This is a genomic window from Candidatus Enterococcus myersii (assembly GCF_017316025.1).
GTDB lineage: Bacteria > Bacillota > Bacilli > Lactobacillales > Enterococcaceae > Enterococcus_C > Enterococcus_C montenegrensis.
The window spans coordinates 138,765-165,117 of sequence record NZ_JAFLVT010000006.1 but is presented as its reverse complement, the minus strand read 5'-3'; the positions used below and the strand labels follow the sequence as shown (position 1 = coordinate 165,117).

At 36.6% G+C, this 26,353-nt stretch carries 24 protein-coding genes; 8 read left to right on the top strand and 16 right to left on the bottom strand.

What is annotated here, in order from left to right:
• Positions 1 to 35: 35 nt before the first annotated feature.
• From hutH to ftcD, 5 genes are all read right to left on the bottom strand, one after another.
• Positions 36 to 1,619 carry a histidine ammonia-lyase gene (gene hutH, locus JZO76_RS04670; RefSeq protein ID WP_206903013.1) on the bottom strand — a complete coding sequence of 528 codons (1,584 nt, stop codon included), beginning with the start codon at positions 1,617 to 1,619 and terminating at the stop codon, positions 36 to 38.
• A 57-nt stretch (positions 1,620 to 1,676) separates the two neighbouring features.
• Positions 1,677 to 3,044: an APC family permease gene (locus JZO76_RS04665; RefSeq protein ID WP_242595780.1), complete on the bottom strand. Its 1,368-nt coding sequence runs from the start codon at positions 3,042 to 3,044 to the stop codon at positions 1,677 to 1,679.
• A gap of 120 nt (positions 3,045 to 3,164) precedes the next feature.
• Positions 3,165 to 4,832, bottom strand: coding sequence for a formate--tetrahydrofolate ligase (locus tag JZO76_RS04660; RefSeq protein ID WP_206903012.1), 1,668 nt, complete (start codon positions 4,830 to 4,832; stop codon positions 3,165 to 3,167).
• Positions 4,833 to 4,869: 37 nt separating this feature from the next.
• A complete protein-coding gene (locus JZO76_RS04655) occupies positions 4,870 to 5,496 on the bottom strand; it encodes a cyclodeaminase/cyclohydrolase family protein (protein ID WP_206903011.1) in 627 nt (208 codons plus the stop codon).
• A 10-nt stretch (positions 5,497 to 5,506) separates the two neighbouring features.
• Complete coding sequence (gene ftcD, locus JZO76_RS04650) at positions 5,507 to 6,406, bottom strand: glutamate formimidoyltransferase (RefSeq protein ID WP_206903010.1); 900 nt, start codon at positions 6,404 to 6,406, stop codon at positions 5,507 to 5,509.
• A gap of 617 nt (positions 6,407 to 7,023) precedes the next feature.
• Between ftcD and glmL the strand changes: the two genes are divergently transcribed.
• Complete coding sequence (gene glmL / locus JZO76_RS04645) at positions 7,024 to 8,421, top strand: methylaspartate mutase accessory protein GlmL (protein WP_347401454.1); 1,398 nt, start codon at positions 7,024 to 7,026, stop codon at positions 8,419 to 8,421.
• A 48-nt stretch (positions 8,422 to 8,469) separates the two neighbouring features.
• Here glmL and JZO76_RS04640 read toward each other — a convergent pair whose 3' ends face one another.
• Entirely contained in the window at positions 8,470 to 11,523 is a 3,054-nt protein-coding gene (locus tag JZO76_RS04640) for an AAA family ATPase (RefSeq protein WP_206903008.1), read from the bottom strand.
• Between the two features lie 177 nt (positions 11,524 to 11,700).
• Entirely contained in the window at positions 11,701 to 12,954 is a 1,254-nt protein-coding gene (gene hutI, locus JZO76_RS04635) for an imidazolonepropionase (RefSeq protein WP_206903007.1), read from the bottom strand.
• A 218-nt stretch (positions 12,955 to 13,172) separates the two neighbouring features.
• On the opposite strand from hutI, the gene JZO76_RS04630 reads away from it, so the two are divergent.
• On the top strand, positions 13,173 to 15,197 hold the full coding sequence (locus JZO76_RS04630) for a urocanate hydratase (RefSeq protein ID WP_206903006.1): 2,025 nt from the start codon (positions 13,173 to 13,175) through the stop codon (positions 15,195 to 15,197).
• An 85-nt stretch (positions 15,198 to 15,282) separates the two neighbouring features.
• Positions 15,283 to 16,047, top strand: coding sequence for a formate/nitrite transporter family protein (locus JZO76_RS04625; protein ID WP_206903005.1), 765 nt, complete (start codon positions 15,283 to 15,285; stop codon positions 16,045 to 16,047).
• Positions 16,048 to 16,111: 64 nt separating this feature from the next.
• Here JZO76_RS04625 and JZO76_RS04620 read toward each other — a convergent pair whose 3' ends face one another.
• Complete coding sequence (locus tag JZO76_RS04620; RefSeq protein ID WP_206903004.1) at positions 16,112 to 17,404, bottom strand: adenylosuccinate synthase; 1,293 nt, start codon at positions 17,402 to 17,404, stop codon at positions 16,112 to 16,114.
• 47 nt (positions 17,405 to 17,451) lie between these two features.
• Positions 17,452 to 17,940 carry a hypothetical protein gene (locus JZO76_RS04615; RefSeq protein ID WP_242595779.1) on the bottom strand — a complete coding sequence of 163 codons (489 nt, stop codon included), beginning with the start codon at positions 17,938 to 17,940 and terminating at the stop codon, positions 17,452 to 17,454.
• A 422-nt stretch (positions 17,941 to 18,362) separates the two neighbouring features.
• Between JZO76_RS04615 and JZO76_RS04610 the strand changes: the two genes are divergently transcribed.
• The gene (locus tag JZO76_RS04610; protein ID WP_206903003.1) at positions 18,363 to 18,689 is read left to right on the top strand and encodes a PadR family transcriptional regulator; all 327 of its coding nucleotides are present in this window, start codon (positions 18,363 to 18,365) and stop codon (positions 18,687 to 18,689) included.
• A 196-nt stretch (positions 18,690 to 18,885) separates the two neighbouring features.
• On the top strand, positions 18,886 to 20,007 hold the full coding sequence (locus JZO76_RS04605; RefSeq protein ID WP_206903002.1) for a permease prefix domain 1-containing protein: 1,122 nt from the start codon (positions 18,886 to 18,888) through the stop codon (positions 20,005 to 20,007).
• 154 nt (positions 20,008 to 20,161) lie between these two features.
• Here JZO76_RS04605 and JZO76_RS04600 read toward each other — a convergent pair whose 3' ends face one another.
• Positions 20,162 to 20,623 (bottom strand): hypothetical protein, encoded by a 462-nt coding sequence (locus tag JZO76_RS04600; protein ID WP_206903001.1) that lies wholly within the window; start codon positions 20,621 to 20,623, stop codon positions 20,162 to 20,164.
• 582 nt (positions 20,624 to 21,205) lie between these two features.
• Here JZO76_RS04600 and JZO76_RS04595 point away from each other — a divergent pair.
• Positions 21,206 to 21,406 carry a hypothetical protein gene (locus JZO76_RS04595; protein ID WP_242595778.1) on the top strand — a complete coding sequence of 67 codons (201 nt, stop codon included), beginning with the start codon at positions 21,206 to 21,208 and terminating at the stop codon, positions 21,404 to 21,406.
• Between the two features lie 168 nt (positions 21,407 to 21,574).
• Here the strand turns inward: JZO76_RS04595 and JZO76_RS04590 are convergent, their stop codons facing one another.
• The 3 genes from JZO76_RS04590 to JZO76_RS04580 all read right to left on the bottom strand — a co-directional run bounded on the left by JZO76_RS04590 (position 21,575) and on the right by JZO76_RS04580 (position 23,401).
• The gene (locus tag JZO76_RS04590) at positions 21,575 to 21,742 is read right to left on the bottom strand and encodes a hypothetical protein (protein ID WP_206902999.1); all 168 of its coding nucleotides are present in this window, start codon (positions 21,740 to 21,742) and stop codon (positions 21,575 to 21,577) included.
• A gap of 20 nt (positions 21,743 to 21,762) precedes the next feature.
• Positions 21,763 to 22,971, bottom strand: a complete 1,209-nt coding sequence (locus JZO76_RS04585) for an MFS transporter (protein WP_206902998.1) — start codon at positions 22,969 to 22,971, stop codon at positions 21,763 to 21,765.
• Positions 22,972 to 23,080: 109 nt separating this feature from the next.
• Positions 23,081 to 23,401 carry a hypothetical protein gene (locus tag JZO76_RS04580; RefSeq protein WP_206902997.1) on the bottom strand — a complete coding sequence of 107 codons (321 nt, stop codon included), beginning with the start codon at positions 23,399 to 23,401 and terminating at the stop codon, positions 23,081 to 23,083.
• A gap of 224 nt (positions 23,402 to 23,625) precedes the next feature.
• Between JZO76_RS04580 and JZO76_RS04575 the strand changes: the two genes are divergently transcribed.
• A complete protein-coding gene (locus tag JZO76_RS04575; RefSeq protein WP_206902996.1) occupies positions 23,626 to 24,282 on the top strand; it encodes a Crp/Fnr family transcriptional regulator in 657 nt (218 codons plus the stop codon).
• A 101-nt stretch (positions 24,283 to 24,383) separates the two neighbouring features.
• Here JZO76_RS04575 and JZO76_RS04570 read toward each other — a convergent pair whose 3' ends face one another.
• The gene (locus JZO76_RS04570; RefSeq protein WP_206902995.1) at positions 24,384 to 24,794 is read right to left on the bottom strand and encodes a hypothetical protein; all 411 of its coding nucleotides are present in this window, start codon (positions 24,792 to 24,794) and stop codon (positions 24,384 to 24,386) included.
• Between the two features lie 234 nt (positions 24,795 to 25,028).
• Here JZO76_RS04570 and JZO76_RS04565 point away from each other — a divergent pair, with 234 nt between their 5' ends.
• A complete protein-coding gene (locus tag JZO76_RS04565) occupies positions 25,029 to 25,265 on the top strand; it encodes a hypothetical protein (protein WP_206902994.1) in 237 nt (78 codons plus the stop codon).
• Between the two features lie 143 nt (positions 25,266 to 25,408).
• Here the strand turns inward: JZO76_RS04565 and JZO76_RS04560 are convergent, their stop codons facing one another.
• Both JZO76_RS04560 and JZO76_RS04555 read right to left on the bottom strand, forming a co-directional pair.
• Positions 25,409 to 25,612, bottom strand: coding sequence for a helix-turn-helix domain-containing protein (locus JZO76_RS04560; protein ID WP_206902993.1), 204 nt, complete (start codon positions 25,610 to 25,612; stop codon positions 25,409 to 25,411).
• Positions 25,613 to 25,623: 11 nt separating this feature from the next.
• On the bottom strand, positions 25,624 to 26,094 hold the full coding sequence (locus JZO76_RS04555; RefSeq protein WP_206902992.1) for a DUF2975 domain-containing protein: 471 nt from the start codon (positions 26,092 to 26,094) through the stop codon (positions 25,624 to 25,626).
• Positions 26,095 to 26,353: the final 259 nt, after the last annotated feature.

The window sequence follows — 26,353 nt, the reverse complement described above, 5'->3', positions numbered from 1 at the left end:
GATGCAATATTGCAAATCAATTTAGAAAAACTGACTTAATCAAACTGCAAATCTAATACAACATTTTTTTCAACTTCTTTTAAGAAATCTCCAGCCTCTAAAACGGTTGTTGCTTTATTCAATTCATCATACATTTCAATATCTTTATCATGTTCGATAAAAGATACATTACGTCTAAAAGCATCATAGGCTACTTGGGTTCCTTTACCCAATCCATGCTGATAACCTTTAATATCCAACGCTTGGCAAGCTGCCATAATCTCAGTCGCTACCACACGACGTGAGTTTTTCACTATTTCTAATGCTGTTCGTGCAGCTGTTGTCCCCATGCTGACAAAGTCTTCTTGATTTTCACAAGATGGAATTGAGTCTACACTTGCCGGATGCGCCAATATTTTATTTTCAGAAACTAATGAAGCACATGCATATTGTGTAATCATAAAGCCAGAATTTAAACCTGGATATTTTACTAGAAAAGATGGTAATTTACTTAACTGTCGATTGACTAGCCGCTCAACCCGTCTTTCTGAAACATTTCCAATTTCAGCTGCTGCAATTCCTAAGAAATCAAATGGTTGTGCTAGTGGCTCCCCATGGAAATTCCCACCTGAAATTACTTCACCACTACGCGTAATAATTGGATTGTCGGTCACAGAATTAATTTCAATTTCTACTTTTTCTTTCACATAGGCAATCGAGTCTTTACTAGCACCGTGAATTTGTGGCATGCAACGCAAAGTATATGGATCTTGCACATGATCTGGTGTTGCCTCTGTGATATATTGACTATCTTCAATCAAACGGCGAATATTACGGGCCGTCGCTAGTTGTCCGCTTTGAGGACGAATTGTATGCAAATCTTCTTCAAATGGACTAGAAATCCCATCATGAACCTCTAAAGAAAGTGCGCCGGCAATATCTGAGAGTTTCAATAATTCAATAGCATCATAAGTTGCTAAAGCACCGACTGCATTCAACACGGTCGTACCGTTAATAAACGCTAGTCCTTCTTTAGCACTTAGTTGAATAATTTGTAACCCTGCTTTTTCCATTGCTTCTTTACCAGGGTATAAAACTCCTTCGTAGTATGCTTTTCCCAGACCTAATAATGGTAAAACCATATGAGCCAATGGTGCCAAATCGCCAGAAGCTCCCAATGAACCTTTTTCTGGGATGTGCGGATGTACTCCGGCATTTAACATAGCTAGCAGACTTTCAACTGTACTTAAACGAATGCCAGAATAACCTTTGATTAAGGAGTTAACCCGAATTAACATGATGGCGCGTACAATATCTTCAGAAAATGGTTCACCATAACCAGAAGAGTGAGTCCGAATCAAATTTTCTTGTAGCTGCACCGTATCTTCTTTAGAGATGCTGACATTACATAATGACCCAAAGCCTGTATTGACCCCATAGACAACTCGTCTTTCTTCTACTATTTTGTCAACGATTTTACGGGATGCAATAACCGCTTCTTTGGCACTTTCTGCGATTTCACAACGCACGTGGTGACGTGCTACTGCTACAACATCTTCTAAGGTTAAACTAGCTCCATCCAAAATAATTACAGCTGATCTATCAAAATCTTGTTTTTGATCTTTAACTAAGGTTTTCATAATTTTCCCTCACTTTTTAATCTCTCTCATTCGCAATACAGCTTATAAGAGACAAACTTAATTCGCTTGTTTCATTTTATTTTTGTTCAAAATGACATATAAAATACTTGCCACAATTACACCGATAACACCGGCAACCAAGTTGATTGGATTTGCAGCTGCTACCATCCAAATACTAACAATAATCGAAATAATTGGTATGACTGGGCCAAATGGTAACTTGAAGGCTGGGACATTTTCCATATCTTTTTTTCTTAACCAAATAACTGCCAATGCAGTGGGAATGTATTGGAAGAATCGAAAAACAACTGATAATTCTGCTAGCTGTTCAAAAGATCCACTCAATAAAAAGGCAATTGTTAACAATCCAGAAAAGATAATGGCAATAATCGGCGCATTCTTTTTATTTTTTTTCGCAATAACTTTTGGTAAAAGACCTTCATCTGCAATGGAAGCACCATAACGAGGTATCATCAACGAATCCCCCATATTTAACCCTGCTATGAAAATTAAAGCTCCAATAGAGATGATCCACTTACCCGCAGGACCAATCATTTTAACAAAGGCATCTTGAACGGGTGCATTACTTTGTAAAATACCTGTTCCAAGCATGGCAATGGTGCCAGCGATAATCATGAAATAAAGTAGTGACACGATACTAATGGAACCAATAATAGCTTTGGGTACATTCTTTTTAGCATTTCGCATTTCACCAGCAACGACTGGTAAGGCTTCAAACCCGATAAAAGCATAAAAGACTGTAAGTGATGTTGAAGCCATCGCTTTTGATAACGTTAAGTCTGGGTTTAGTTGTAAAAATGGTGTAAAGTTGCCCCCATTAATACCGCTTTTAATAAAGAAAATTGCAATCAGTGTAAAGGCAATAATCGGAATCAATTTTGCGATGGTAATTACAATTGTAAAAATTTTTGAAGTTTTAATACCCATGCTGTTAATAACGGATAAGAAAATAACCAAACAAATACTAATTAGTGTATTTTTCCCCTCTAAAGCAGGAAAAGTTTGAATCAATAACTTAGCAAAACCCGCTGCCATGGCAGCCCAAGCGATAATTGTAACAAACCAACCTAAAACTCCTACGTTAAACCCGATAAAATCACCAAAGGCGGTTTTTGAATACTGAAAGGCGCCGCCGTTTTTATTAAAATAACCAGCAACTTCGGCAAAGCAAACCGCTAACATCAAAACTAAAACAGCATCTAACAGCATGGCCACTAAAGAAGCCGGGCCTAAATCTTGATAGATCGTTCGGGGTAATAGGAAAATTCCTGAACCAATAACAGCATTAATGCCGTATAAGGTTGCGCCTCCCAAACTAAATTTGGCGTTCTCGTTTTCTGCCAGTTCTGCTGAATCAATGTCTTTGACATCTGATACCTCTGGGATTTCCACATCTTTTTGCATAATATTCACCTCTTATTTTGTATTTTTAAAAGCGCTTTCAATATTTTGGAAATTGAACTACTTTCTAAAAGAGAATTTGATATAGGGAGATTTTTTATCTCCCTATATCTTTTTAATCCATTAAAATAGACCGGTAATATTTCCTTTTTCATCAACATCAATTCGTTCAGCCGCAGGAGATTTTGGTAACCCTGGCATTGTCATAACCGCACCCGTAAGCGCGACGATGAAACCCGCGCCGGCAGATACTTTTAAATTTCGGATTGTTACTGTAAAGTCTGTTGGCGCCCCCAACAACGTTGCATCATCAGAAAATGAGTACTGTGTCTTTGCCATACAAATGGGATAATTCCCAAAACCAAGACGTTCTAACTCTTTTAGTTCTTTTTTTGCGCTTGGTGTTAAGTCTACCTTCTTACCACCATAAACTTTCTGAACAATTTTATTTAATTTTTCTTCAATTGAATCGTCTAAATCATAAACATAGCTAAAGTTGTTGGGTTCTTCGGCCAAAGCAACAACTTTTTCAGCCAACGCCTTACCACCAGCACTCCCTTTGCCCCATACATCAGATAAAACGACTGCAACACCCAATTTTTCACATGCTTCTTCAACCGCCGCGACTTCTTCTAATGTATCTGTTGGAAATTTATTAATTGCTACAACTGTTGGCATGCCATAAACTTCTGTAATATTTTCTAAATGCTTAGCCAAATTCGGGATACCTGCAATAACCGCCGCGACATTTTCTGTTCCCAATTCACTTTTTTTAACGCCGCCGTGCATTTTCAAAGCACGAATTGTGGCTACCAATACGACTGCATCTGGCTTTAAGTTGGCCAAGCGACATTTAATGTCAATGAATTTTTCTGCTCCAAGATCAGCTCCAAAACCCGCTTCTGTTACAGCGTAATCAGCATATTTTAGTGCTAATTTTGTCGCCAATACGCTATTACAGCCATGAGCGATATTGGCAAAGGGGCCGCCATGGATGAAAGCTGGTGCGTGTTCCAAAGTTTGAACAATATTCGGTTGAATCGCATCTTTTAATAATGCGGTCAATGCGCCCTCTGCTTTTAAATCTCCGGCTGTAATCGGCTCACCTTCAAAATTATAAGCAACAATAATATTGCGTAGTTTATTTTTCAAATCAGTTATATCATTGGCTAAGCATAAAATTGCCATAATTTCAGAAGCCACTGTAATATCATAACCATCTTCCCGTGGAACACCGTTGACACGTCCTTGCAGACCATTAACGATGTGCCGTAATTGCCTGTCATTCATATCGACAACTCGTTTCCACGTAATCTTACGAGAATCAATCTGCAAGACATTGCCTTGATGAATATGATTATCTAATAACGCCGCTAATAAATTATTTGCCGCACCAATAGCATGAAAATCTCCTGTAAAATGTAAGTTAATATCCTCCATTGGGACAACTTGTGCATAGCCACCACCAGCTGCACCACCTTTTACGCCAAAAACTGGCCCTAATGAAGGCTCACGTAGCGCAATGACAGCTTTTTTCCCAATTGCTGTGAGGGCATCTACTAAGCCAACTGACGTCGTAGTTTTACCTTCTCCAGCCGGTGTTGGTGTAATAGCCGTGACCAAAATCAATTTCCCGTTATCTTTACCGTCTAAATCTTTAATATTATTAATTTTGGCTTTATATTTGCCATACAAAGATAAATCTTCTTTGTTAATTCCAATAGATTCTGCAATCTCTTCGATTGGTTTCATTGTGACTGAATTTGCAATCTCGATATCTGATAAGACCATGTAGCAAACTTCCTTTCTTCAAACAAAATTTAAACCGTTAAATGATTTCAATAATTTTTTGATAAATGTCATCAGCGATTTTATTTCCTTGTTTTACTAGTTTTTCCCCATTTTTTCGGTATTTTAAGACAAAAGCATCATCTTCAATGCTTGAAAGATTAATCAAAACATTTAACCAAGCCCCTTGGAGTGCTGCTTTCAAATTTAGCGCAGCAACGCCTAGATCACTTGCAGCATTGCTATTGGATTTACCAATAGCTCCTTGTGTAAGTTCTAAGGCTGTAACAATTTTTTCCATCAGATTAAACGGTGTAACTGCGGCTCCTTGCAAGGCTTTTTGGAGTGCTCTGCGGCGCTCTTTTTTTTCTTCTTCACTACTTTTTGGCATTTCAAAAACGGCTGAAACTTGATTGAAGGCCGCAGTATCTTCATCAATAGCGACGAGTAATTCCGCTTGCAAATCAGCTGCTTTTTGTTGTAAATTTTTCATTTCAGTTTCAAAATCAGCATATTTCTTCTTACCAATCGTCAGTTCTGCCACCATTTTTGTTAGTGAAATTCCTTGGGCAGCCGCTAAAGCAGAAGCAGAGCCACCTCCGGGAGCTGGTGCATCAGAACCAAGGACGTTAACAAATTCTTTTAACTGCATATCAACGAGTTTCATAATAATCCTCCTAATTCAACAAATGGTTCTCTAAAACTTGTTTGTCATAATCAAATTCTTCAATTTGCAAATAGTACTCCGCACAGTCAATCAACGCTTTTGCTGGTGTCAAACCAATAACTTCACTTCCGATAATCGAAACGCCGTAACGTTTGGCCTCAAACCGAATCGTTTCAAAAGCACGGTATAACGGTGTTCCTTCAAAGTTCACCATATTCATAGAAACTTGCGCAATATTGCGTCCTTCCAGCATAACTCCGATTCCTTTACAATATTTCCAACCACCAGAAGAACCGCGCACAATTTTTGCAATCTTATTGGCAATTTCAATATTATCGGTGTCTAGGTTAACGTTAAAGGCAACCAGCGGCATTCTTGCCCCTACGGCAGTAACTCCAGCAGTAGGATGGATTTTACGTTCTCCAAAATCAGGTGCCCACTGCTCTTCTAATAATTTTTCTGGCATCTTTTCAAATTGTCCTTTACGAACCTTAGCCAAATTTTTTCGTTCTGGAGTTGTCGCAGAATCTTCATACAAGAAAATAGGAATTTGCAATTCATCATTAATTCGTTTGGCAACATTTTTTGAAATAGCAATACATTCAGCCATAGTGACATCTTTAATTGGGACAAAAGGTACAACATCAGTTGCTCCCATCCGTGGATGTTCGCCATGGTGTTTTGTCATATCAATATTTTCACTGGCATATTTTACCAATTGAAAAGCAACTTCTTGAATCCCGTCTTCATCGCCAACTAAAGTAAAGACGCTTCGGTTATGAGAAGAGTCAGAAGAATAATCCAATAACGTAACCCCTTTTACATTTTTAGCGATCTTAACTAAGCCCTCAATTATAGTTTGGTTTCTCCCTTCACTAAAATTTGGAATACACTCGATTAATTTTGCCATCGTAAAACACTCCTTCTTAAATTTGAACTTGGTTGCGTTCAGTTTTTATTTTGTTACTTTACTCTTTCATGCATTTTTTTACACATGTTATTTTTCTTAGCAGATATTCTTAACATGCGCTCCTTTGTTACCGCTTCCATCAGCCAAAATCAGCTTATCACTCTTTCAAAACGGTTGCAAATGCCGTTAAAATCAGCTTTTTATAATTTTTTCATAAAACCTACAACTGTTTTTTTAAGTAAAAATCGATAATCAATCTATTGATTTTATTTGTCATTTTTTTCATTTGACCTTTTTTTGACTATATTTTTTAAAATAAAATTACCTTGTTAAAAAACCTGTACCAAAACAGATAGAAAACAAGATAATATTTTGGATTATAGCTAATGATTTCTGCGTTTTAAAAAATCGCTCTTTATAAACCAAGAGGACATTATGCCAATGGGTTAAATCCTCTTTAAAAAAATGATGGGAAATAAAAATTGAATATTTAAATAAGAAATCATTTTTGACGTTTAATAGTCGAAGTGTTTCGTTTTTTATAAATAAAGATTAAAAAAAACTAATTATTCTCCTGAAATTTTTTCTATTTATAACAGAATTTATCAAAAAAAGAGGTGCTAAATTTGCAAAAACTTGCTTTATTAATTGACTTTGGGAGTACTTACACAAAACTAACACTAGTTAATCCGATTGAGGCAATAATTGTAGCAACACTAAAACTGCCTACTAGTAGCCAAGAAGGACTTTATTTGTGCTATAAAAAAGGGAAGGAAAAGTTACTTAATAAAATAGGGGAAAAAAATCAACTACCTGTTGAAGAATACTTTTGTTCATCTGCTTGGGGAGGGTTCAAAATGGTGGCGATTGGTTTAACAGAAAGCCTAACTACCGAAGCAGCCAAAAGAGCCGCGTTAGGTGCAGGTAGCCGGATTTTAAAAACATATTGTTACCGTCTGACTTTAGATCAAATCACTGAAATTTATCAGCTAAAGCCCGATGTTATCTTGCTAACTGGGGGATGCAACGGGGGTAATCTGGAAATCATCTGTTATAATGCGTGCTTACTTGCACAATTACCTTCAGATATTGCAATTATCGTAGCCGGAAATGAAGCTGCCACTGCTCAACTTAGTGCTACTTTCAAAAACAGGGCAAATGTCTTCTATACTGAAAACGTTATGCCCCAAATAAATATGTTAAATCCTGACCCTGTACGTAAAATTGTACAAAAGGTTTTTTTGAAAAAAATTATTCATTCAAAAGGGCTGAACCAGGTTGCTCCTTATAGTAATAAACCTGTTATTCCAACACCGACAGCCGTTTTAACTGCTGCAAAACTATTGAAGGAAGGAACAAAAACCTGTTCAGGACTAGGAGATTTAATAATCGTAGATATTGGTGGTGCAACAACAGATGTCCATTCAGTCGGTTCTGGTCTCTTTCAATCTGACGATGTATTTTTTGAAGGCTTAGCTGAACCATATTTAAAAAGAACTGTCGAAGGTGATCTTGGTATGCGCTCTTCAGCTGAAAGTTTGTTGGAACAGCTTTTAAGCAGCTCTGAAATAAAAGAAGATTTGCTGCCTGAAAATATATCTGCTTTAAAATCGGCTTGCCACTATCGCTGTACTCATCCAACCTTTGTTCCAAAAACAAAAATAGAAATTGATTTTGATCAATTTCTTGCTGAGGCTAGTATGACATTTGCCTTAAAGCGGCACGCGGGTGTGAAAAGAGCAGTTCAAACACCAACGCGGACACTGTATTATCAAAAAGGAAAAAATCTTCAACATTTCAACACCATTATTGCCACTGGTGGTGTTGTCGTTCACAGTCAACACCCTGAAGAAATCGTAAAAAATGAGCTTTTGCCAGTAGATGATGCATTGCTACCGATCAATCCAAAAAGGTATGTTGACCAAGATTATCTTTTATCGGCAATGGGGCTTTTAAGTCAAAAATATCCGGAAGCGGCGCTGACTATCTTAAAAAAAAGTTTACGCCGCCTTTGATCCTGCCTGATAAAGTAAAAAGCCGCGCAATATTGCGTGGCTTTTTACTTAGTTCATCTTCAAATGAAAAGTTTCGTTTAATACTTGTAACTCATACCGATCACGATATTGACTGAGATTTTCTACAGCTTTAGTCACATAATAGGATAGATCCTCGGTTACTAAATCACCTAATTGCGAATTTTCAATCTGATTTGCCAAATATTTTTCTTTAATCAGTGCTTTGCTAAAATAGACAAGCCCACTATCGCGAGGATTGGCTAATTGATTTTGATAGCTAATGGTTTTTTTTATATAAAAAGCTACCTTTTCATAATCTTGCTTAAATAAATAAATCAGTGACAAATAAGCATTTAGCTGGACACGTTTCCAAAGAGATGCGGTAACTTCAAATAATTCATTTGCTTTTAAAAAATAGATTTCCGCTTGGTCGTAGTCTTTTTTTGCATAAAGAGTGATTCCCATATCCACATAAAAAATAGCTAAGCTTGTCATAAGATTATTATCTTTGCAAAGATTGATGGCTTTTTGTTGTAGTTTAATTGATTGCTGGTAATTTGACCGTAAGCGCTGAATCTCTGCTAAATAATCGTAGGCTGCAGCAATATTGCTGTTGTATTTTTCATCAAAGCGATTGGCTATATTAAAAATCGTAATGGACTCTTGAAACAGCGATTCTGCTTGATCCAAATCCCCAATCATCAAATGATATAATCCCTTCAAGCGTAATAAAATCCCGATAGATTCATTGTTGTTCGCACTGATTGCAACGTCCATTGCCAAATCAATATAATGCGCCATATCCGTAGCATTGTCTGTTTGAATATAGTAATAAATCATCTGACGATACCCGCGCAATAGGTAAGTTGTAAGATGAAAATCTTTGGCTTTCACGATAACACGCTGAATATTTTCCAAGCCCTGGTTGTAATCACCGCAATTAATCAAGTAACGTCCTTCTAAATAGAGAAATTTTACTAACAACAATTGATACGTACTATCTTCTGCATATTGTCCTTCAATTTCTTTTAATCTCGTTCCAATTTCTTTAAACTTTTCCAATTCGCTTGGTTCTGCTTTTCTAACTGTCTCTTGCGATGACAAATGTTCCTGATGATAAATCGGAAATAGTTCATGCTGGATTCTTAAAAAGGCTTGATGATGCGACAACTCATAATCTAAAGATTTTAGCTCTTGATGGGCATGGCGATAATGATACCCGATCGCCGCTAGTAGTTCACTATCCTCTGTAACCTCATTTAATTTTTGTTCCAATAAAATTGCGATTTTTTCATGAATAACTCGTAATTTCATTGCGGACTGCTGCGCATAAATATATTGTTTCATTTTTTTATGATTGAAGCTAAAACATACTTCATCAAGATAAACATTTTCTTTGACCAATCCCTGCTTGTTTAAATTATCCAAGGCGGTATATATCTCAATTTTTTTGGCATCAGCTAGTTGCGTTAAAAGGCTCATTGGCGCAACTTTTTGAAAAAATGAAATAAAGTCGACCAATTCAGATTCCAGTGCAGTCAAATTTACAAATTGTAAGCTTAACTCATCATTCATTTTTGGTGTCAATACTTCTAGCGTGTTGCTTTCTTGTAATTGTTTCAAGTATTCATTGATATATAAAGGAATTCCTTCTGACTCTCTTGCAATAAAATCTAGCGTTGTCGTTTGAAACGAATAATCAGGAAGTTGTTTTTCACAAAAAGCCCGTACTTCAAAGTCTTTAAATGGTGATAAGTCTAAGGTAATGATCTTTTCGTAATGCCGAACACTGGCAATAAAATCGTATATTTCTTTGCGGTAGCCCGTCTGCAAGGTCATAATAAAAATAATATCAGAATGAGGATTGTGCAGAAGTACACTCGTCAATAATTTGATACTCCCATGATCCATCCATTGGAGATTTTCAATAAAAATAATAAGGGGTCTTTTTTTCCCTAGCTGTTGCAAGGCTTCTGAAATGCTTTGTGCCAAAAAATTAAGTTCAGCTGGGGCGACGTTTTCTGACATAGATTGTGCTTTTAACTCTTTAAAAAAAGGAAATTGTCGACTAAATGTTTGTTCCCATTGATCGATCTCAGCCAAATTATCTTTTTGCAATAAAAGCATCAGTTGCTGTAATAATTCTCGCCAGGGACGTAAAAAATGTTTTTGCTCTGCTTTGTAACAAGTCACTTTGAGACATTCGTATGAATATTGAATATTTTCTAAAACTAGCTGACATAAAGCTGATTTGCCAACGCCTAAATCACCTTTAACCAAAACTGATTGAAATGGTTTCTTTTGTTTTAAATTTGCTAAGTTTAACTCCAAGCGTTCAACCTCGTTGGCACGATCATAAAAATGATACGCTCTTTTTTTTCGTAAATCGCCATGTTTCTGGTTGGCAATTTTCAATGTTTCTTGATATAACTGCTTTGTTTCTTCTCCTGGTTCAATCCCCAATTCAACTTTTAAAATTTCCGCTAATTCGTAATATGTTTCAATTGCTTTACCATTTCGATGGTTCTCGATATAAAAACGCATCAGCAATTGATAATTACGTTCGTCAAATTCATCAATCGCAATTAATTTACGAATATTCTTTTCCACATCGGCTACAGCATGAAACGAAATATCTTCTGCTACTTTTTGATAACAACATTCAATAAATTGGTGTTCATACAAGTTACGCATTTTTGCTAACCAAGCATCAAACAAATCCGAGTCTTTCAAATAGAAGCCCTTTAAAAATTCATCCCGATATTCTTCTAGATGTGTATAAGCATCTTCTTCAAAACGATAAGTATCACTTTCAACTGTCACATCACAATTAAAGGTCAAAATTGTTTTATTTGGCGAAACAATAAATTCGCCGCCCATCGCACGATTGGCTTGATAAATTGTATTGCGTAAATTTTTTTTTGCACTTTTTTCATCTTTACTAGGCCATAAAATACCCGCAATCTCATCCCGACTAATTCGCTTATTAATGACCATGTAATAAAGTAATGCATTGATCTTCGAAAATGAAAAAATTTTTGTTTCCCCATCTACTTTAATAGATGGCGTACCTAATAATTCAAAAGATAATATATGTGGCATCGTTGTACCTTCTTTCAACCATTATTGCCGCCAATTCTTCATCCTTATTCTAAAGGAAGCATCCAAATAAAGATACCGCTTTCAAAAGCAAAAAGTACAGACTAGTAAAAAACTCTCAAATTCTATAGCTAGAATTTGAGAGGATAAGAAACAAAATGCTTTTTACTGGTTATTTTATCATAATGCACTGATTAATTTTCCAGCTTTATATACATCTGTCACTAAATTTGTGGCAAAAAAGTATAATGGATAATCAATATTTTGTGCATCAAAAATAGCAATATCAGCTGCTTTTCCCTTATCAAAGCTCCCAATAGTTTCTGCTCGACAAATAGAATACGCTGCATTAATTGTTACGGCATTAAATACTTGAATGGGTGTTAACTTCTGCATAAAACAGCCCAATTGCATAATAAATTGTAAATTTGCGGTGGGACAACTGCCTGGATTACTATCTGTTGTCAAAGTAATCGCCATCCCATTTTCAATCATTTTTTTTGCTGGTGCATACGTATCTTCCATAAGACTAAATGTTGTCGCTGGTAATAAATTACCGATAACGTGGGCTTCACTTAATTTTTTAATGCCTTCATCTGTGATCATCATCAGATGTTCCGCACTAACCGCACCTAATTGTGCTGCTACGTCTACCCCGCCAATGGAAGCAATCTCGTCAGCATGTATGCGTAATTTAAAACCCATTTCTTTTGCTGCGTGTAATAATTTATAGGACTCTGCTGCTGTAAATACCCCTTTTTCACAAAAAATATCACAAAACTCGGCTAAATTTTCTGATTTTACTTTTGGCAACATTTCTGTAATCACGAAATCAATAAATTCACCTGAACGGTTTTTATATTCTTCGGGAATAGCATGCGCCCCCATAAATGTCGAAACTACATCGACAACATGATTCTTATTCAACTCTTTTGCGACTTTTAGTTGCTTTTCTTCTGTCTCCCAATTTAAGCCATAACCACTTTTCGCTTCTACTGTTGTCACACCATGAGCTAACATTTTATCAAGTAGAGCAGATGACTTATCGTAAAGCTCATTAAAAGAAGATTTTCTTGTTGCTCTCACCGTGCTCAGAATTCCACCGCCCTGCGCTAAAATATCCAAATAAGGGACGCCATTTAATTTTTGTGAAAATTCATGTTCACGACTACCGCCATAAACCAAATGGGTATGACAATCAATTAAGCCTGGTGTAGCTAATTTACCTGTATAATCAACAATCTCGGTATCATAATTAATTAGATCACTATCTGGCTCTCCTTGATCAACAGCTAAAATTTTGCCATCTTTAATCGCAATATAACCATCTTCAATGATTACCGCCTTACTCATTTCCTCGCCTCGCAAAGGAACTCCGTTATCAATAGGACAAAAAATTTGACTAAAATTTTTAAGAATTTTATCTGCTTTCATAATTTTACTCCTTCATATCATTTTCGTACCTCTAGTATAAAAAAATATAGTCAAATAGGAGTCAAACCAGACTTCCCTTTTGTCAAAAAAATTTTTAAAAAAATTTTTTAAGCGATAGACGCTTCGTTGACACCGATTACATATACTAAAAGGCGTAAAAGCTTTGAAATCATTTCATTCATTCACAAACAATTAGAAACATGAAGGAGGAAATACCAATGATTGACTTAAAAGACATCGAACAAGCGATGACGGTAAAATTAGATGACTTTTTACCAGAGAAAACTATTTTTCAAGAGGGAATTCGGCGAGCACCCGACCGCGGGTTTCGCTTAACGAAGGAACAAACTGAGCTTGCATTGAAAAATGCCCTACGTTATGTCCATCCAAAATACCATGAAGTTGTGATTCCTGAATTTCTGGAAGAATTAAAAACACGGGGACGGATTTATGGTTATCGTTGGTACCCCAAAGAACGGATTTACGGAAAGCCTATTGATGAATACCAAGGAAATTGCACGGCTGCAAAAGCAATGCAAGTTATGATTGATAACAATTTGGACTTTTCAGTTGCTCTTTATCCTTATGAATTAGTCACATATGGCGAAACTGGACAAGTTTGTTCCAACTGGATGCAATATAATCTAATAAAAAAATACCTTGAAATTATGACAGACGAACAAACTTTAGTAGTGGAATCTGGCCACCCACTAGGTCTTTTCAAATCTAAAAAGGATGCGCCTCGCGTAATTATCACAAATGGTTTGTTGGTAGGAGAATATGATAATATCGACGATTGGGAAATCGCCGAAGAAATGGGTGTAACCAACTATGGACAAATGACAGCAGGCGGCTGGATGTATATTGGACCACAAGGGATTGTACACGGCACTTTTAATACACTTTTAAATGCTGGACGCTTAAAACTGGGAATTGCCGACGATGGTGATTTAGCAGGAAAATTATTTATTTCTTCTGGTCTTGGGGGCATGTCCGGTGCACAAGGGAAGGCCGGAGAAATTGCCAATGCGGTGGCAATCATTGCAGAAGTTGACCGTTCACGTATTGATACTCGTTTAGAACAGGGTTGGATTTCTAATCTTGCTACTACGCCGGCAGAAGCTGTAAAAATTGCGTCAGAGTATCTTGCCAGAAAAGAAAAAACATCAATTGCTTATCATGGAAATATCGTGGACTTATTAGAATATATTGCGCAACATGATATCCATGTTGATTTATTATCTGACCAAACTTCTTGCCATAATGTCTATAATGGCGGTTATTGTCCCGCCGGAATTACATTTGAAGAAAGAACAGAACTACTCGCAAAAGACAGCGCGAAATTCCATCAACTCGTAGATGAAACGCTAAAACGACACTATCATGTCATTGAATCACTTGTTGCCAAAGGAACTTACTTCTTTGACTATGGCAATTCATTTATGAAGGCTATTTATGATTCCGGTATTAAAGAGATTTCTAAAAACGGCGTGGATGATAAAGACGGTTTTATTTGGCCTTCTTATGTAGAAGATATCATGGGCCCGATGTTGTTTGATTATGGCTATGGCCCCTTCCGTTGGGTTTGCTTGAGTGGCAACCATGAAGACTTAGTGGCAACCGATCATGCCGCGATGGAAGTTATTGATCCTAATCGTCGCTATCAAGATCGCGATAACTACAACTGGATTCGTGATGCGGAAAAAAATCAACTTGTTGTTGGCACGCAAGCACGCATTTTATATCAAGATTGCATGGGTAGAGTAAATATCGCACTAAAATTCAATGAATTGGTTCGAGAAGGAAAAATTGGCCCAGTTATGCTTGGGCGTGATCACCACGACGTTTCCGGAACAGATTCACCATTCCGAGAAACATCCAATATAAAAGATGGCAGCAATGTTTGTGCCGATATGGCAACACAGTGTTATGCAGGCAACGCTGCTCGTGGAATGTCATTAATTGCGCTTCATAACGGCGGTGGTGTTGGCATCGGAAAATCAATCAACGGCGGGTTTGGCCTTGTATTAGACGGTTCAAAATTAGTAGATGATATTATTAAATCTGCTATCGCTTGGGATACAATGGGCGGTGTAGCACGTCGTAGTTGGGCACGAAATGATCACGCCATTGAAACATCGATTGAATATAACAAAATGAATAAAGGTACTGATCATATCACAATTCCTTACCTAGCTAATCAAAGTATGATTGACACTGCAATCAATACGCTTTTTAAATAATAAAATGTAAGACTTTTGCTTTAGGAGATGTTGGTGAGGTCACCAACATCTTTTTTTAAAGCACAGATTGAAAGGATGTAAATTCATGTATGCACCAGAGGAAATCATGGAAATTGCTATTCAAAATGGGATAAAAAAAATCCATAAAACTGTACAGGCAAAGTGCATTTTAGGCTTTATTGGTGGGGCAATGATTTCTTTAGGCTATCTTGCCTATATTAGAATATCAGCCCCTATTCCCACAGAGTTTACTGGACTGGGAACCCTTTTAGGCGCATCTGTTTTTCCGATTGGTTTAATTGTCATTTTACTCGCTGGAGGAGAACTAATTACTGGTAATATGATGGCTGTATCCATTGCTTTTTACGATAAAAAAATTTCGCTCCAAAATCTTTTATCCAACTGGCTTGTCATTACTTTTTGGAACATTATTGGTGGACTTTTTGTTGCTTACTTTTTTGGACATTTTATTGGGTTAACCAGCAGCGGTATTTACCAAGAACATGTACGAACGATTGCACAACACAAGATCCATGCTACTTTTATGCAATCATTAGTTTCTGGTATTGGTTGCAACTGGTTTGTAGGCATAGCACTGTGGTTATGCTATGGGGCAAAAGACGCAGCAGGAAAAATAGTTGCAATCTGGTTTCCCGTTATGATCTTTGTTGCCATCGGTTTTCAACATAGCGTGGCAAATTGTTTTATTATTCCAGCTGCTATTTTTGAAGGCGGTGCAACTTGGAAAGATTTTATCCTGAACTTTTTGCCGGTCTATTTAGGTAATATTTTGGGCGGCGCGCTGTTTGTTTCAGGATTTTACTACCTTAGCTATCGGGGAAAAAAATAAATTTTTCGTCTAAGAAAAAAAGCTCTGTCTCACATAAAGTGAAACAGAGCTTTTACTTTCTACCTTAAATTTGTGCCCAAACACTTTCTAAAATATTGGTTTGGTTACGGTCTGGTCCGACAGAGAATGTTGAGATGCGGACGCCGACTAATTCAGAAATGCGGCGCACATAATTGCGGGCATTTTCTGGCAATTCGCTTAAATCTTTGCAAGCTGTAATATCTTCTGACCAACCTGGTAATTCTTCATAAACAGGTTTACAACGATTTAATTCTTTTAAGCTGGCAGGATAGTGGTAAATTAATTCGCCGTCTAATTCGTAGGCCGTACAAATTTTAACCGTTTCAAGACCACTTAAAACATCAATGGAGTTTAGTGATAGATTGGTAATCCCTGAAACCCGTTTGCTGTGGCGCATCACGACAGAGTCAAACCAGCCAACCCGTCTTGGACGTCCTGTTGTTGTACCGTATTCACGACCAACTTCGCGAATTTGTTCACCAGTTTCATCAAATAATTCAGTTGGAAACGGGCCGTCTCCCACACGAGAAGTGTAGGCTTTGCAGACACCGACAACTTTATTAATTTTTGAAGGACCAACGCCAGAACCAATTGTCACACCGCCGGCAACTGGATTTGATGAAGTTACAAATGGGTATGTGCCTTGATCGATATCCAACATAACCCCTTGTGCTCCTTCAAATAAAACGCGTTTTCCTGCATCTAGAGCATCGTTTAAAATAACTGAAGTATCTGTCACATATTTTTTAATTTCTTGACCATAGGCGTAATATTCTTCAAAAATATCATCAAAGTCCATTGCGTCACTGTCAAACATTTTGGTAAATTGACGATTTTTATCTTCTAAATTGATACGTAAACGCTCTTCAAAGATTTCTTTATCAAGTAAATCAGCAATTCGAATCCCAACCCGCGCTGCTTTATCCATGTAAGCCGGGCCGATTCCTTTAATGGTCGTGCCGATTTTGTTATCCCCTTTTGCATCTTCTTGCAATTGGTCTAATTTAATATGGTAAGGTAAAATAACATGGGCGCGATCTGAAATACGTAAATTATCAGTAGCAACACCGTGTTCTTTTAAATAAGCCAGTTCTTGCACCAATGATTTCGGGTTCACTACGACGCCGTTACCGATCACGCTGATTTTTTCCCGGTAAAAAATACCTGAGGGAATTAAATGTAATTTATATGTCACACCATCAAATTTGATCGTGTGTCCCGCATTATCGCCGCCTTGGTAACGTGCGATAACTTCTGCATTTTCACTTAAAAAGTCAGTGATCTTTCCTTTTCCTTCGTCGCCCCATTGTGTCCCCACAACTACTACTGATGACATACGAACACCTCATTTTCTTTTATTCAATCCTGAACTATTGTATCAGGTTAACTGGAATTATTCAACTTATTCTCGAATAATGATTTTAATTTATTCTTAAAACGAGCTAAAACACGAACATTAAACAACGTAACCAAAATTTCAGCACTTTTATTTTGCTCCACTTGCACACGATTTTTTTGATTTATTTTAAGACAGCTGACAAGGGCATAGCCCAGCTGACGAATTTTTGTAATGTAACGTTTAGAAAATAATACCCAATTTTTAGCAGCAAAAAATCCCTTTAAGTCATAGAAAAATTTCAGCTGCCAAAGACTCCATTCTTCTTTTGTATAAATTTCTGCGAGTTCCCGGGCAAAACAAGCAGCGGAAAATTCGGGCGTTTGTGCAAGGTATTCCCGTATTTGAAAACATTTCAACAACTGTAAGTAAATCCTTTCATCAAATTCTTCCCCTTGATAGTAGGTTTTGATGCGTTTGGTTAGGGTTTTGGCTGTTAAGCCAAAGACTTGTTTAGCTGAAAATGGGCAATACATCTCGTTGCTCCTTTCTTTTTTGAATATTCTTTACGATCTACAGTTGGACTTGCAATCAGCTTTTTGAACTTGGGATAAAAGTGTTCAGCTTCAAAAAAGCTAAAATTTTGTGAAATCGTTCCCTCAAATTTTTGTGAAATTTCGACTTATTTATAAAAACGCTCCTTGTGTTACAACCTTTATCCGTGAATAGCAACTGAGATAAATGAATATCTTGCTCCTATTCATCTAGGCTCCAGCTACCAAACACAGCAAAAAAATTTTGCCTTTCACTTTAACAACGAAAAAAAGTGGCCTCTTGTCAAAAGAAAATCAGACTTGCGACTGATTTTTGTGAAATTAAGTTTTTTTACTTCATCTGTCGTAGTAAACATGCTATTATTATTACGACAGATGAAGTAATTATAAAAGGCGGTGACACTATGATTTCAAGCGATGGGATTCGCGGTTACAACGATGCGATTATTTTAACCATTTTGGCAGAAGGTGATTCTTACGGTTATGCGATTTCAAAAGAAATTAGAGAACGCACCGACGAAATCTATGTCATCAAAGAAACCACGCTTTACTCCGCGTTTACGCGTTTGGGGAAACTTGGCTTTATTACTTCTTATCCCGGTGAGGTGACCCACGGAAAAAAACGTACCTACTATGCCATCACCGCTGCCGGTAAAAGTGCTTTGACAGAAAAGATCGCCGAATGGGAGCAGACAAAAAAAGTCGTAGATCGTTTTTTAATTGGCTCCTAAATAATTGCTGCACATATTTTTAAACCCGTACTAAAATAAATCGTCATTACGCTACTTCAATTTTAGCTGGAAAATAAAAAGGTCTTTTAACTTCACACTTAAAAATACTTTAAAAAGACAGCTTTAATTTGAAATATGGACTGCGTTGTTAGTCTGATAACAAAATCTAACAGCGATCAAACTAGGAGGAATAAAAATGAAAATTATCGCAGAGTATTTAGATAGTTTGTTTTTAAATGTCCCCGTCACGCCGGAAACAAAAAAAGCAAAAGAAGATTTACTGGCCTTGATGGAAGACCATTACAACGAATTAATTGCTGAGGGAAAAAATGAACATGAAGCAATCGGCGCTGTTATTACCGAATTTGGTTCAATCGATGAATTACTAGAAGAGTTAGACTTAAAGCGGGAAATACCTCAAGCCCCACCAGCAAGCAAAACGATCCAAAAAGCCAATGAAAAAACACAAAATAGTTTGGATGATGACTTTAATTTCGACGAAGAAGACTTTTCCAAAGCTGCTTGGCGAGCCAACCACGAAGAGTTTGCAGAAGAAGATCCAAATCAAAAAGATGCTGCAGATGAAGATTACAGCTACAATTTAGCCAATCCAATTACCTTAACTGAAGCAGAAGATTACTGGAGTATGATCCGTCAATTTGCGCTTTTCATTGCCAGCGGCGTCCTACTTTGCGTTGTTGCCATTGCTTTCCTTGTTTTTCAAGGCGGTGGGGGTTCTGATGCTCTTGGCTTGGCGGGCTTCTTTTTACTCGTAGCGGTCGCCGTGACCATGTTTATTACCGCAGGAATGAAATTTTCTGGTGCCCACAAAGTATTGGATGATCGTCCAATTAAAGAAGATGTGCGCCAAACAGGTAAAATGTACGCCCAACAATATCACCGTAGTTTTAGTTTTTCACTGGTCGCGGGTATTTTTATGTGTATCGTCTCTTTTATGCCTATTTTTATTTTCCAATACAGTGAGCATTTAGGTATTACGCTGTTTTTAATTATCGCCGGTCTGGGTGCCTTCTTAATTATTTACGGCAGTATTGTGCAAGCTTATTACAAACGATTTGATAATGGTCCTATTTTTATCTCAGATGAAGATGAGCCTGGTCCAAATGCCCGTCAGCATATTTATGGCAAAAACGCCCCCCTTGTGGGCATGTTTTCTACGGTTTATTGGCCGGCTGTCGTTGTAATCTACCTTATCTGGTCCATTATTTTTGGCGGTTGGGGTTATTCTTGGCTGATTTTTGTTATCGCCGGAATTTTCCAAGACAGCATTTTAAAATATTTCAAAAATAAACAGTAATACTATCCAAAACGTGCCAATTTTTAACAATAAAAAAGTAAAGTCAGTTTCAGCAACTGTACCAATCCCAAAGGCTAGAATTTTGCTCTAACTTCTGGGGCGGTACATACTACAAACTGACTTTACTTTTTTTGCTTGGATTTTCTTCGTGTCATCATTTTTGGATTGAATATTCAAAATGTACGTCTTCAAAAACATTATCTTCCTGAATATCCTCTTTGGTTTTAAATATTTTTATATCAATTTCATGATTTCCTATTTTCAGGAAGTCACTATGCGCTTCTTCGGGCAAATAAAAGCCCCTCTCCCGTTTGGTAGCGCGCGTTGCTTGTTGCACCTGTTTGCCATCTAAAAAGATACCCGAATAATAAGACATCGGCAGATAATCAAAAATAAAAAGAATTTCTCCGGAATCTAAATTATCCAGACTTATGTTTCTTCCCAAATCTTCTTTATTTCCATCCACAATTTTGAACTTGACTGAATCATTGTCGACTTTTGTTGAAGAACTATCATTTTTTGTCTGCACTGAATTGTCTTTCATTTCGGAGTTAATCAATAAAATTCCTCCTAGCGTTATGGCTATTCCTAAAATTGCAACAATTACTTTTTTCATGAAGGTTTCCTTTACATTTTTCTATTATTGGTTTTACTACGGAGTAAATTTTACAGCATTTGCCCGGGCTGTAAGTGAACAGCTTTTTTGATTACTTCAGACGTAATCAGTACTGCCGGAGTCCCTGCACTGTCTTTCGTATCTTCAATTTTTGTTATTGACCCGTTAATTGTGTCCTCTTTTAACTAAGCATATGAATATGTATTCTCTACTACTTTTTTACCTTGCTGGCGCTTGTACATCAGTTTTACAGGCTGCTAAAAGGCCTCCAGCTATCGTCATTGAAGTTGCTAGTATGGCTTTTGCTTTCACCATTTTTGAAACCCTTTTCTTGTTGGTTGGATTAATCTTATCACATTTAATTGTGTTCCCAAATTAAAAATTCGTTATTTTAATTAATCATATCAGTTATTTTTATTTTATTTAGGGACAGTAAGGCCAAGGGAATGGTAAAATGAAACAAATATAATGTAGCAGGAGGAATAGTCCTTGCATAAGGATAAAAAAATTTTTTTCATTGTGACACTCATTCAGTCTAGCATTTATGGAATTTCTCTTGTATGGGCCTTTTTAGCTAGGGGAATGACACAAAACTGGCCTTTTTATCTCTTGTTGGTAGGGATATTAATTGGAAATTTTATTCCAATGAAATACCGTAGCAACTTCTTTTCGACTGAGCCTGGTTTATTATTTCAAACAAAGACACGAAAATTTGAAAATATGCTGTATATGACAACTACTTGTATTATTATTTTCCTTGTTATACTCCTAGATATCTCATAATTTACAAATTAAAAAAATACCGCGGAAAACAGCTACTGGTTTCCGCGGTATTTTTATTTGCCTAATTTTTTGATTTTTTAATAAAACAATCTTAGCTGCTTTGTCATACATAGAATTTTCTAGTCAGCTTAGTTAGCAGTTTTCAAACTGTCACCTGACAGCTTTTTACTACATAACGTTATTGTTTTGGATCACTTCTTGAATGGCACAAAGGTATTTTTTAGTATTTTGCACTTGGGCAGCTTCTTGGGCTTTGATTTCTTCTAAGCACTGGTCGGTTTCTTCTAATTTCACCAACACTTGCTGCAATAAGGTTGTGATTTGTTCTGTATTCATTTTTTTGCCTCCTGTAAGGTTTAATCTTCTTCTACGACAAGATTTTCTTTCTTTTCACTCGTTTTTACCCGATAAAAAATGCCATATAAAATTGCACAAATTACAGGTAAAAAGCCGGCTACTAAATAGATTCCTTGGAAAGATAAAACACTGCGTAATTCCCCTAAAACAAAAGGCCCAATGCCAAGACCTAAATCAAGACCGATAAAATAAGTGGACAGTGCAATCCCAATGCGGTGATCTTCGCTGACTTTCAAACAAATCGCTTGGCCATTTGACATAAAGGTTCCATAACCTAAACCGATTAAAGCACCGGCTAAAAGCAACATCCAGCTAGCGTTGGTGATACTCAATAAAAAGAGCCCGCCAGTTAAGAAGAGATAGCTAGGATACATCACATAATTTTCACCCCGTAAATCGAAGATACGCCCAGACATGGGTCGTGTAAAAGTGATGACCAGCGCATAAACAACAAAGAACAATGAACTTGCCCCTACTAAATCAATTGCTTTGGCGTATGAAGAAAGAAAAGCCAAGACACTTGAGTAAGCTAGCCCCATCAAAAAGCCGATAAAGGAAATAAAGGCAACTTTCTTTTCTACAAAACTATCAAAGGTCCATTTTGACAATTGTTCTCGGTGTTCTTTGGTTAAAACAATATTTTTGACTGGAAAGGCAAAACAAGCAATTGTCGTGATGAAAATCAAAACAATGGAAAAAATAATAATAAAATAAAAATTCGTCGTATTTAGTAATACCATCCCGATTAACGGTCCAATTGCGGCAGCTAAACTTGTAGATAAGCCGTAGTAATTAATGCCCTCACCGTATTTTGCTTTGGGGATATAGGCGGTCACAATCGCATTGGTTGCTGTTGAAACCGTTCCGTAGGCAAAGCCATTTAAAAATCTGATCAAATACATCATCCCAATTGTCGGCATATACAAGTAAGCTATCATGGTCACTAAGTAAAATAGCGCCCCGTAGCGCAAGACGGCTTTTCGTCCCCACAGCTCTAATGTTTTTCCGATAATTAAGCGGGCTAATAAAGTTCCTAAAATATAAATGCCGGTTGCAAGTCCCGCTTGTCCTAATGTCGCGTGAAGATTATCCTGCGCAATGACCGCCATAATGACAACTAACAAATAATACACTAAATACACAACAAAATTAATGAGGGTGATACTAATAAAGCCTTTATTAAATAATTTTTCTGCTTGGTGTTCCAATCTTTTTCCTCCTAGAATTTTTGATTTCCGTCTCTTTTTTTAAACATTTCGTAAACTAAATGATATTTAACCTGACGAAAATTTTTAAAAATTTTTTTGCAGCCTATCCTTAAGCAAAAGATTCCGCTAAATTGGCGACAAATTCTGTTTCAGGAATATTTCCTGTTTTCAAATGTTCCAATTTTGCTTCTACTTCCCGGTAATTTGAAGGATAACGATCTACTAAAAGACCAATAAATAAATCCCGTACTTCCATAAATTCCGCCATAAATGCCGTAAAGTCAGTTTTCTCACTACCATTTACTTGCATTTTCCAGAATAAGACATCTTGATAGGCATCATTTAAAAAAATTAGCGCTTGATCTTTTTCAAATCGTGCTTTATACGCCGCGTCCAATCGCTCTAAAATCATTTCTTTCCATTCTTTCATGAAAATTTCCTTCTTTCTTTTCGTTGTGTGCCTTAGTATAGCGATACAAAGCAGAGAAAAAATGCGATTTTGTGCATAAAAAAAGTTAAAAAGATTTCGCAAAAACAAAAAACATTAACATTTGTTATTGTTTTTCTAGCTTTTATCAGTTTAAATAGTGCTAACTGTGTTTTTCTGAAAAAAAATGAAAGTTACGTAAAAAAGGCTAAGGGGCGGTTACTTGAATGGATAATCGAGTGTTGGAGGACTATTTACAAGCTCATGATTTTCCGGTAGTGGTTAAGGAGAAGAAAAAGTATTTAACTTATGAGGGATTGCAAGACTCAAATGTTTACATTTTAAAAAGCGGTACGATTAAAACAAGCGTCATCTCCCGCGATGGACGAGAATTTAATTTGCGCTATATCAACAGCTTGGAAATTGTTTCACTATTAAAAGATGAATATTCCCAATTTATTGATGCACCCTTTAATATTCGCGTGGAATCCTGTAAAGCAGAATTGTATCAAATCGATCGGGTACAGTTTTGGAAAGACATCAATCAAAACTTGGATTTACAGCTTTTTGTAAAAGATTATTACCGCGTGCGTTTGCTGCATTCCATGAAACGCATGCAACAAATGTTGATGAATGGCAAATTTGGTGCCGTCTGCACGCAAATTTATGAACTTTACGATACCTTTGGCGTAAAAACACCCGAAGGCTTATTAATCGATTTTGTCGTTACCAACGAAGAAATTGCGCATTTTTGCGGCATCGCTTCTGCCAGTAGCGTCAACCGCATGATGCAACAACTAAAAGATATGGGCGCCATCACCATGAAAAGGCGAAAAATTATAATTTTAGACCTTGAGATTATTAAGGATAATATTATTTTTTAATGAAGTTGGGTAAAAATTTATCCTTCCGCCGGTAAAAAAAACATGAACCAGCAATTTTTGAAGGACTTTGTGCCTCTTTTTGCTGGTTCATGTTTTTTTACTTACTCAATTTTATCACTGTCCACTATCTGTTCAGCTTTCGTCCCATCATTTTTTGCTGCTATGTTTTCTGCGGAGCGCAATGCTTCCAGATGTTCCAGTTTGCTGTGTAGTTCGGCAATCTTGTCTGACAGCTCTTGGTGCATATCTTCATGCCGGCGTTGCATTTTATCCATTTTTGATCGTACCGCCACTCCATTGCCGGCCGCAATGGAAGCCCCCAGTGCGCTCAATACATTCGTGTAATTGCCCAAGACTAATTGGACATTATTATCCGGCGCCCACGAATTTAAGGCTGGAATTAATTTGGTTAAAAAGGCAAAGATGACCAAATAAAAAAATAGAAATAGGTAAATAAAAATAGAAAGCTTGCTGGCTAATAAAGCCGGAATCTTCTTCAATATCTTTTCCATCACAATCCCACTTTCGTCATTTTGAAACTACTTTTAGTTTAGCAGAAAATTGTAAATTGGCGTTGCGATTACTATTGAAATAACTTACTCTGGCTGTACCAATTACAGTAAAAGCACAAAAAAATATGCTGGGTGCTGGTGGCAATTATTAATTGCTCTTTTTTTTGTTATACTGTATGTGAAAGAAAACTCGTAATAAGGACTATCTTACTAAAAAAGATTGGAGAAAACGCTATGATGGCACTCGTTCTAGGTATTTTATTGTTATTTTATCCTCTGGCACAGATTCCTGCGATGATAAAACGTAAACATGCAGTCGGCCACTATTTTTCAGCCGATAAACGAATTCTCGTTGCAAAAAGCGAAAATATGGGAAACAATTTGAACATGCAAAATAAATATGCTTTTTTTATCAACTTACTTTGCGCCCTACTTTTAATTGTCTACGGCATTTACGCATTATTTCATTAAAACAAGCATCTGATAAGAAAAAAAAACACTAAAAAATAAAAAGCGTTACCGCAAAATTTTATAATCTTTACAACTACAGAAAATTACTTTAACCCCCAACTAGATTATCCCCACTCTACTCTAGGTCTATAATAGCTACGGTTTTATTTTTCATAAATTAAAATGTCCCCTGGTTGACAATCTAGTACATCACAAATTTTTTCCAAAGTCGAAAAACGGATTGCTTTGGCTTTACCATTTTTCAAAATTGAAATATTCGCCATGGTAATTCCAACTTTTTCGGAAAGCTCCGTTACACTCATCTTGCGCTTTGCCAGCATGACATCCAAATTCACGACAATTCCCATCTGATTTCCCCCTATACCGTTAACTCTTGTTCTTTTTGTAAATCTACAGCTTGCTTAAATAACTCTTCGACAATAAGAGCAAAAATAAACAATGCAAAGGGCAGACTGACCAAGATCAAGCCCAAGATGACAAGCCCTGGAGCTTCCCCGACTTGTGCCGCCTCATAAACTAATGGTAAAATTCCGCAAAAAGAACACGCCATCCAAAGAATAAACTTCCGCAATTTATGGATAATCGGCAAAATATTCGTTGAAAAAGCTTGATTATCACCAATTAACTTAACCGCTTGATATAGTTTAAACAATGCTGCCAAGCCAAAAATAGCTGTGAAAAAAACAGCAATCACAAAAATCCCTAAGGCAAAATCCCAACGTCCATTTTCTGCCGTAAAAATTTGAGTCCCAACTAAAAATACTAAAAATAAAATACTGATAACAAATAATAAAATGACACCTTTAAAAAAGTTCGTTTTCATTTTCATAGCGTTCACCTCAACAATTAATTGTTTTGAGCATAATACAAATTTTACTTCAAATCAATATATTTTTATCGATAAACGATAAACAGTTGCTTAAATGAGCTAACAAGACTGAAATGATACCTTCTATATAGGTGAAGATAAATTAACAGAAACTATCTTAAAAAATAAAAAATGTGAACGTTTTGCAGAAAAATCCCTACATATTAGCAAAAAAAGAGTAAGAAATGATGAAAAAGACTTCGTTTCTTACTCTTTTTTG

Excerpts from the sequence above, each read along its gene's own strand:
- hutH (WP_206903013.1), bottom strand. The coding sequence starts at position 1,619 with ATGAAAACCTTAGTTAAAGATCAAAAACAAGATTTTGATAGATCAGCT.
- JZO76_RS04665 (WP_242595780.1), bottom strand. The coding sequence starts at position 3,044 with ATGCAAAAAGATGTGGAAATCCCAGAGGTATCAGATGTCAAAGACATT.
- JZO76_RS04660 (WP_206903012.1), bottom strand. The coding sequence starts at position 4,832 with ATGGTCTTATCAGATATCGAGATTGCAAATTCAGTCACAATGAAACCA.
- JZO76_RS04655 (WP_206903011.1), bottom strand. The coding sequence starts at position 5,496 with ATGAAACTCGTTGATATGCAGTTAAAAGAATTTGTTAACGTCCTTGGT.
- ftcD (WP_206903010.1), bottom strand. The coding sequence starts at position 6,406 with ATGGCAAAATTAATCGAGTGTATTCCAAATTTTAGTGAAGGGAGAAAC.
- JZO76_RS04640 (WP_206903008.1), bottom strand. The coding sequence starts at position 11,523 with ATGCCACATATATTATCTTTTGAATTATTAGGTACGCCATCTATTAAA.
- hutI (WP_206903007.1), bottom strand. The coding sequence starts at position 12,954 with ATGAAAGCAGATAAAATTCTTAAAAATTTTAGTCAAATTTTTTGTCCT.
- JZO76_RS04630 (WP_206903006.1), top strand. The coding sequence starts at position 13,173 with ATGATTGACTTAAAAGACATCGAACAAGCGATGACGGTAAAATTAGAT.
- JZO76_RS04625 (WP_206903005.1), top strand. The coding sequence starts at position 15,283 with ATGTATGCACCAGAGGAAATCATGGAAATTGCTATTCAAAATGGGATA.
- JZO76_RS04620 (WP_206903004.1), bottom strand. The coding sequence starts at position 17,404 with ATGTCATCAGTAGTAGTTGTGGGGACACAATGGGGCGACGAAGGAAAA.
- JZO76_RS04615 (WP_242595779.1), bottom strand. The coding sequence starts at position 17,940 with ATGTATTGCCCATTTTCAGCTAAACAAGTCTTTGGCTTAACAGCCAAA.
- JZO76_RS04610 (WP_206903003.1), top strand. The coding sequence starts at position 18,363 with ATGATTTCAAGCGATGGGATTCGCGGTTACAACGATGCGATTATTTTA.
- JZO76_RS04605 (WP_206903002.1), top strand. The coding sequence starts at position 18,886 with ATGAAAATTATCGCAGAGTATTTAGATAGTTTGTTTTTAAATGTCCCC.
- JZO76_RS04600 (WP_206903001.1), bottom strand. The coding sequence starts at position 20,623 with ATGAAAAAAGTAATTGTTGCAATTTTAGGAATAGCCATAACGCTAGGA.
- JZO76_RS04595 (WP_242595778.1), top strand. The coding sequence starts at position 21,206 with ATGACACAAAACTGGCCTTTTTATCTCTTGTTGGTAGGGATATTAATT.
- JZO76_RS04590 (WP_206902999.1), bottom strand. The coding sequence starts at position 21,742 with ATGAATACAGAACAAATCACAACCTTATTGCAGCAAGTGTTGGTGAAA.
- JZO76_RS04580 (WP_206902997.1), bottom strand. The coding sequence starts at position 23,401 with ATGAAAGAATGGAAAGAAATGATTTTAGAGCGATTGGACGCGGCGTAT.
- JZO76_RS04575 (WP_206902996.1), top strand. The coding sequence starts at position 23,626 with ATGGATAATCGAGTGTTGGAGGACTATTTACAAGCTCATGATTTTCCG.
- JZO76_RS04570 (WP_206902995.1), bottom strand. The coding sequence starts at position 24,794 with ATGGAAAAGATATTGAAGAAGATTCCGGCTTTATTAGCCAGCAAGCTT.
- JZO76_RS04565 (WP_206902994.1), top strand. The coding sequence starts at position 25,029 with ATGATGGCACTCGTTCTAGGTATTTTATTGTTATTTTATCCTCTGGCA.
- JZO76_RS04560 (WP_206902993.1), bottom strand. The coding sequence starts at position 25,612 with ATGGGAATTGTCGTGAATTTGGATGTCATGCTGGCAAAGCGCAAGATG.
- JZO76_RS04555 (WP_206902992.1), bottom strand. The coding sequence starts at position 26,094 with ATGAAAATGAAAACGAACTTTTTTAAAGGTGTCATTTTATTATTTGTT.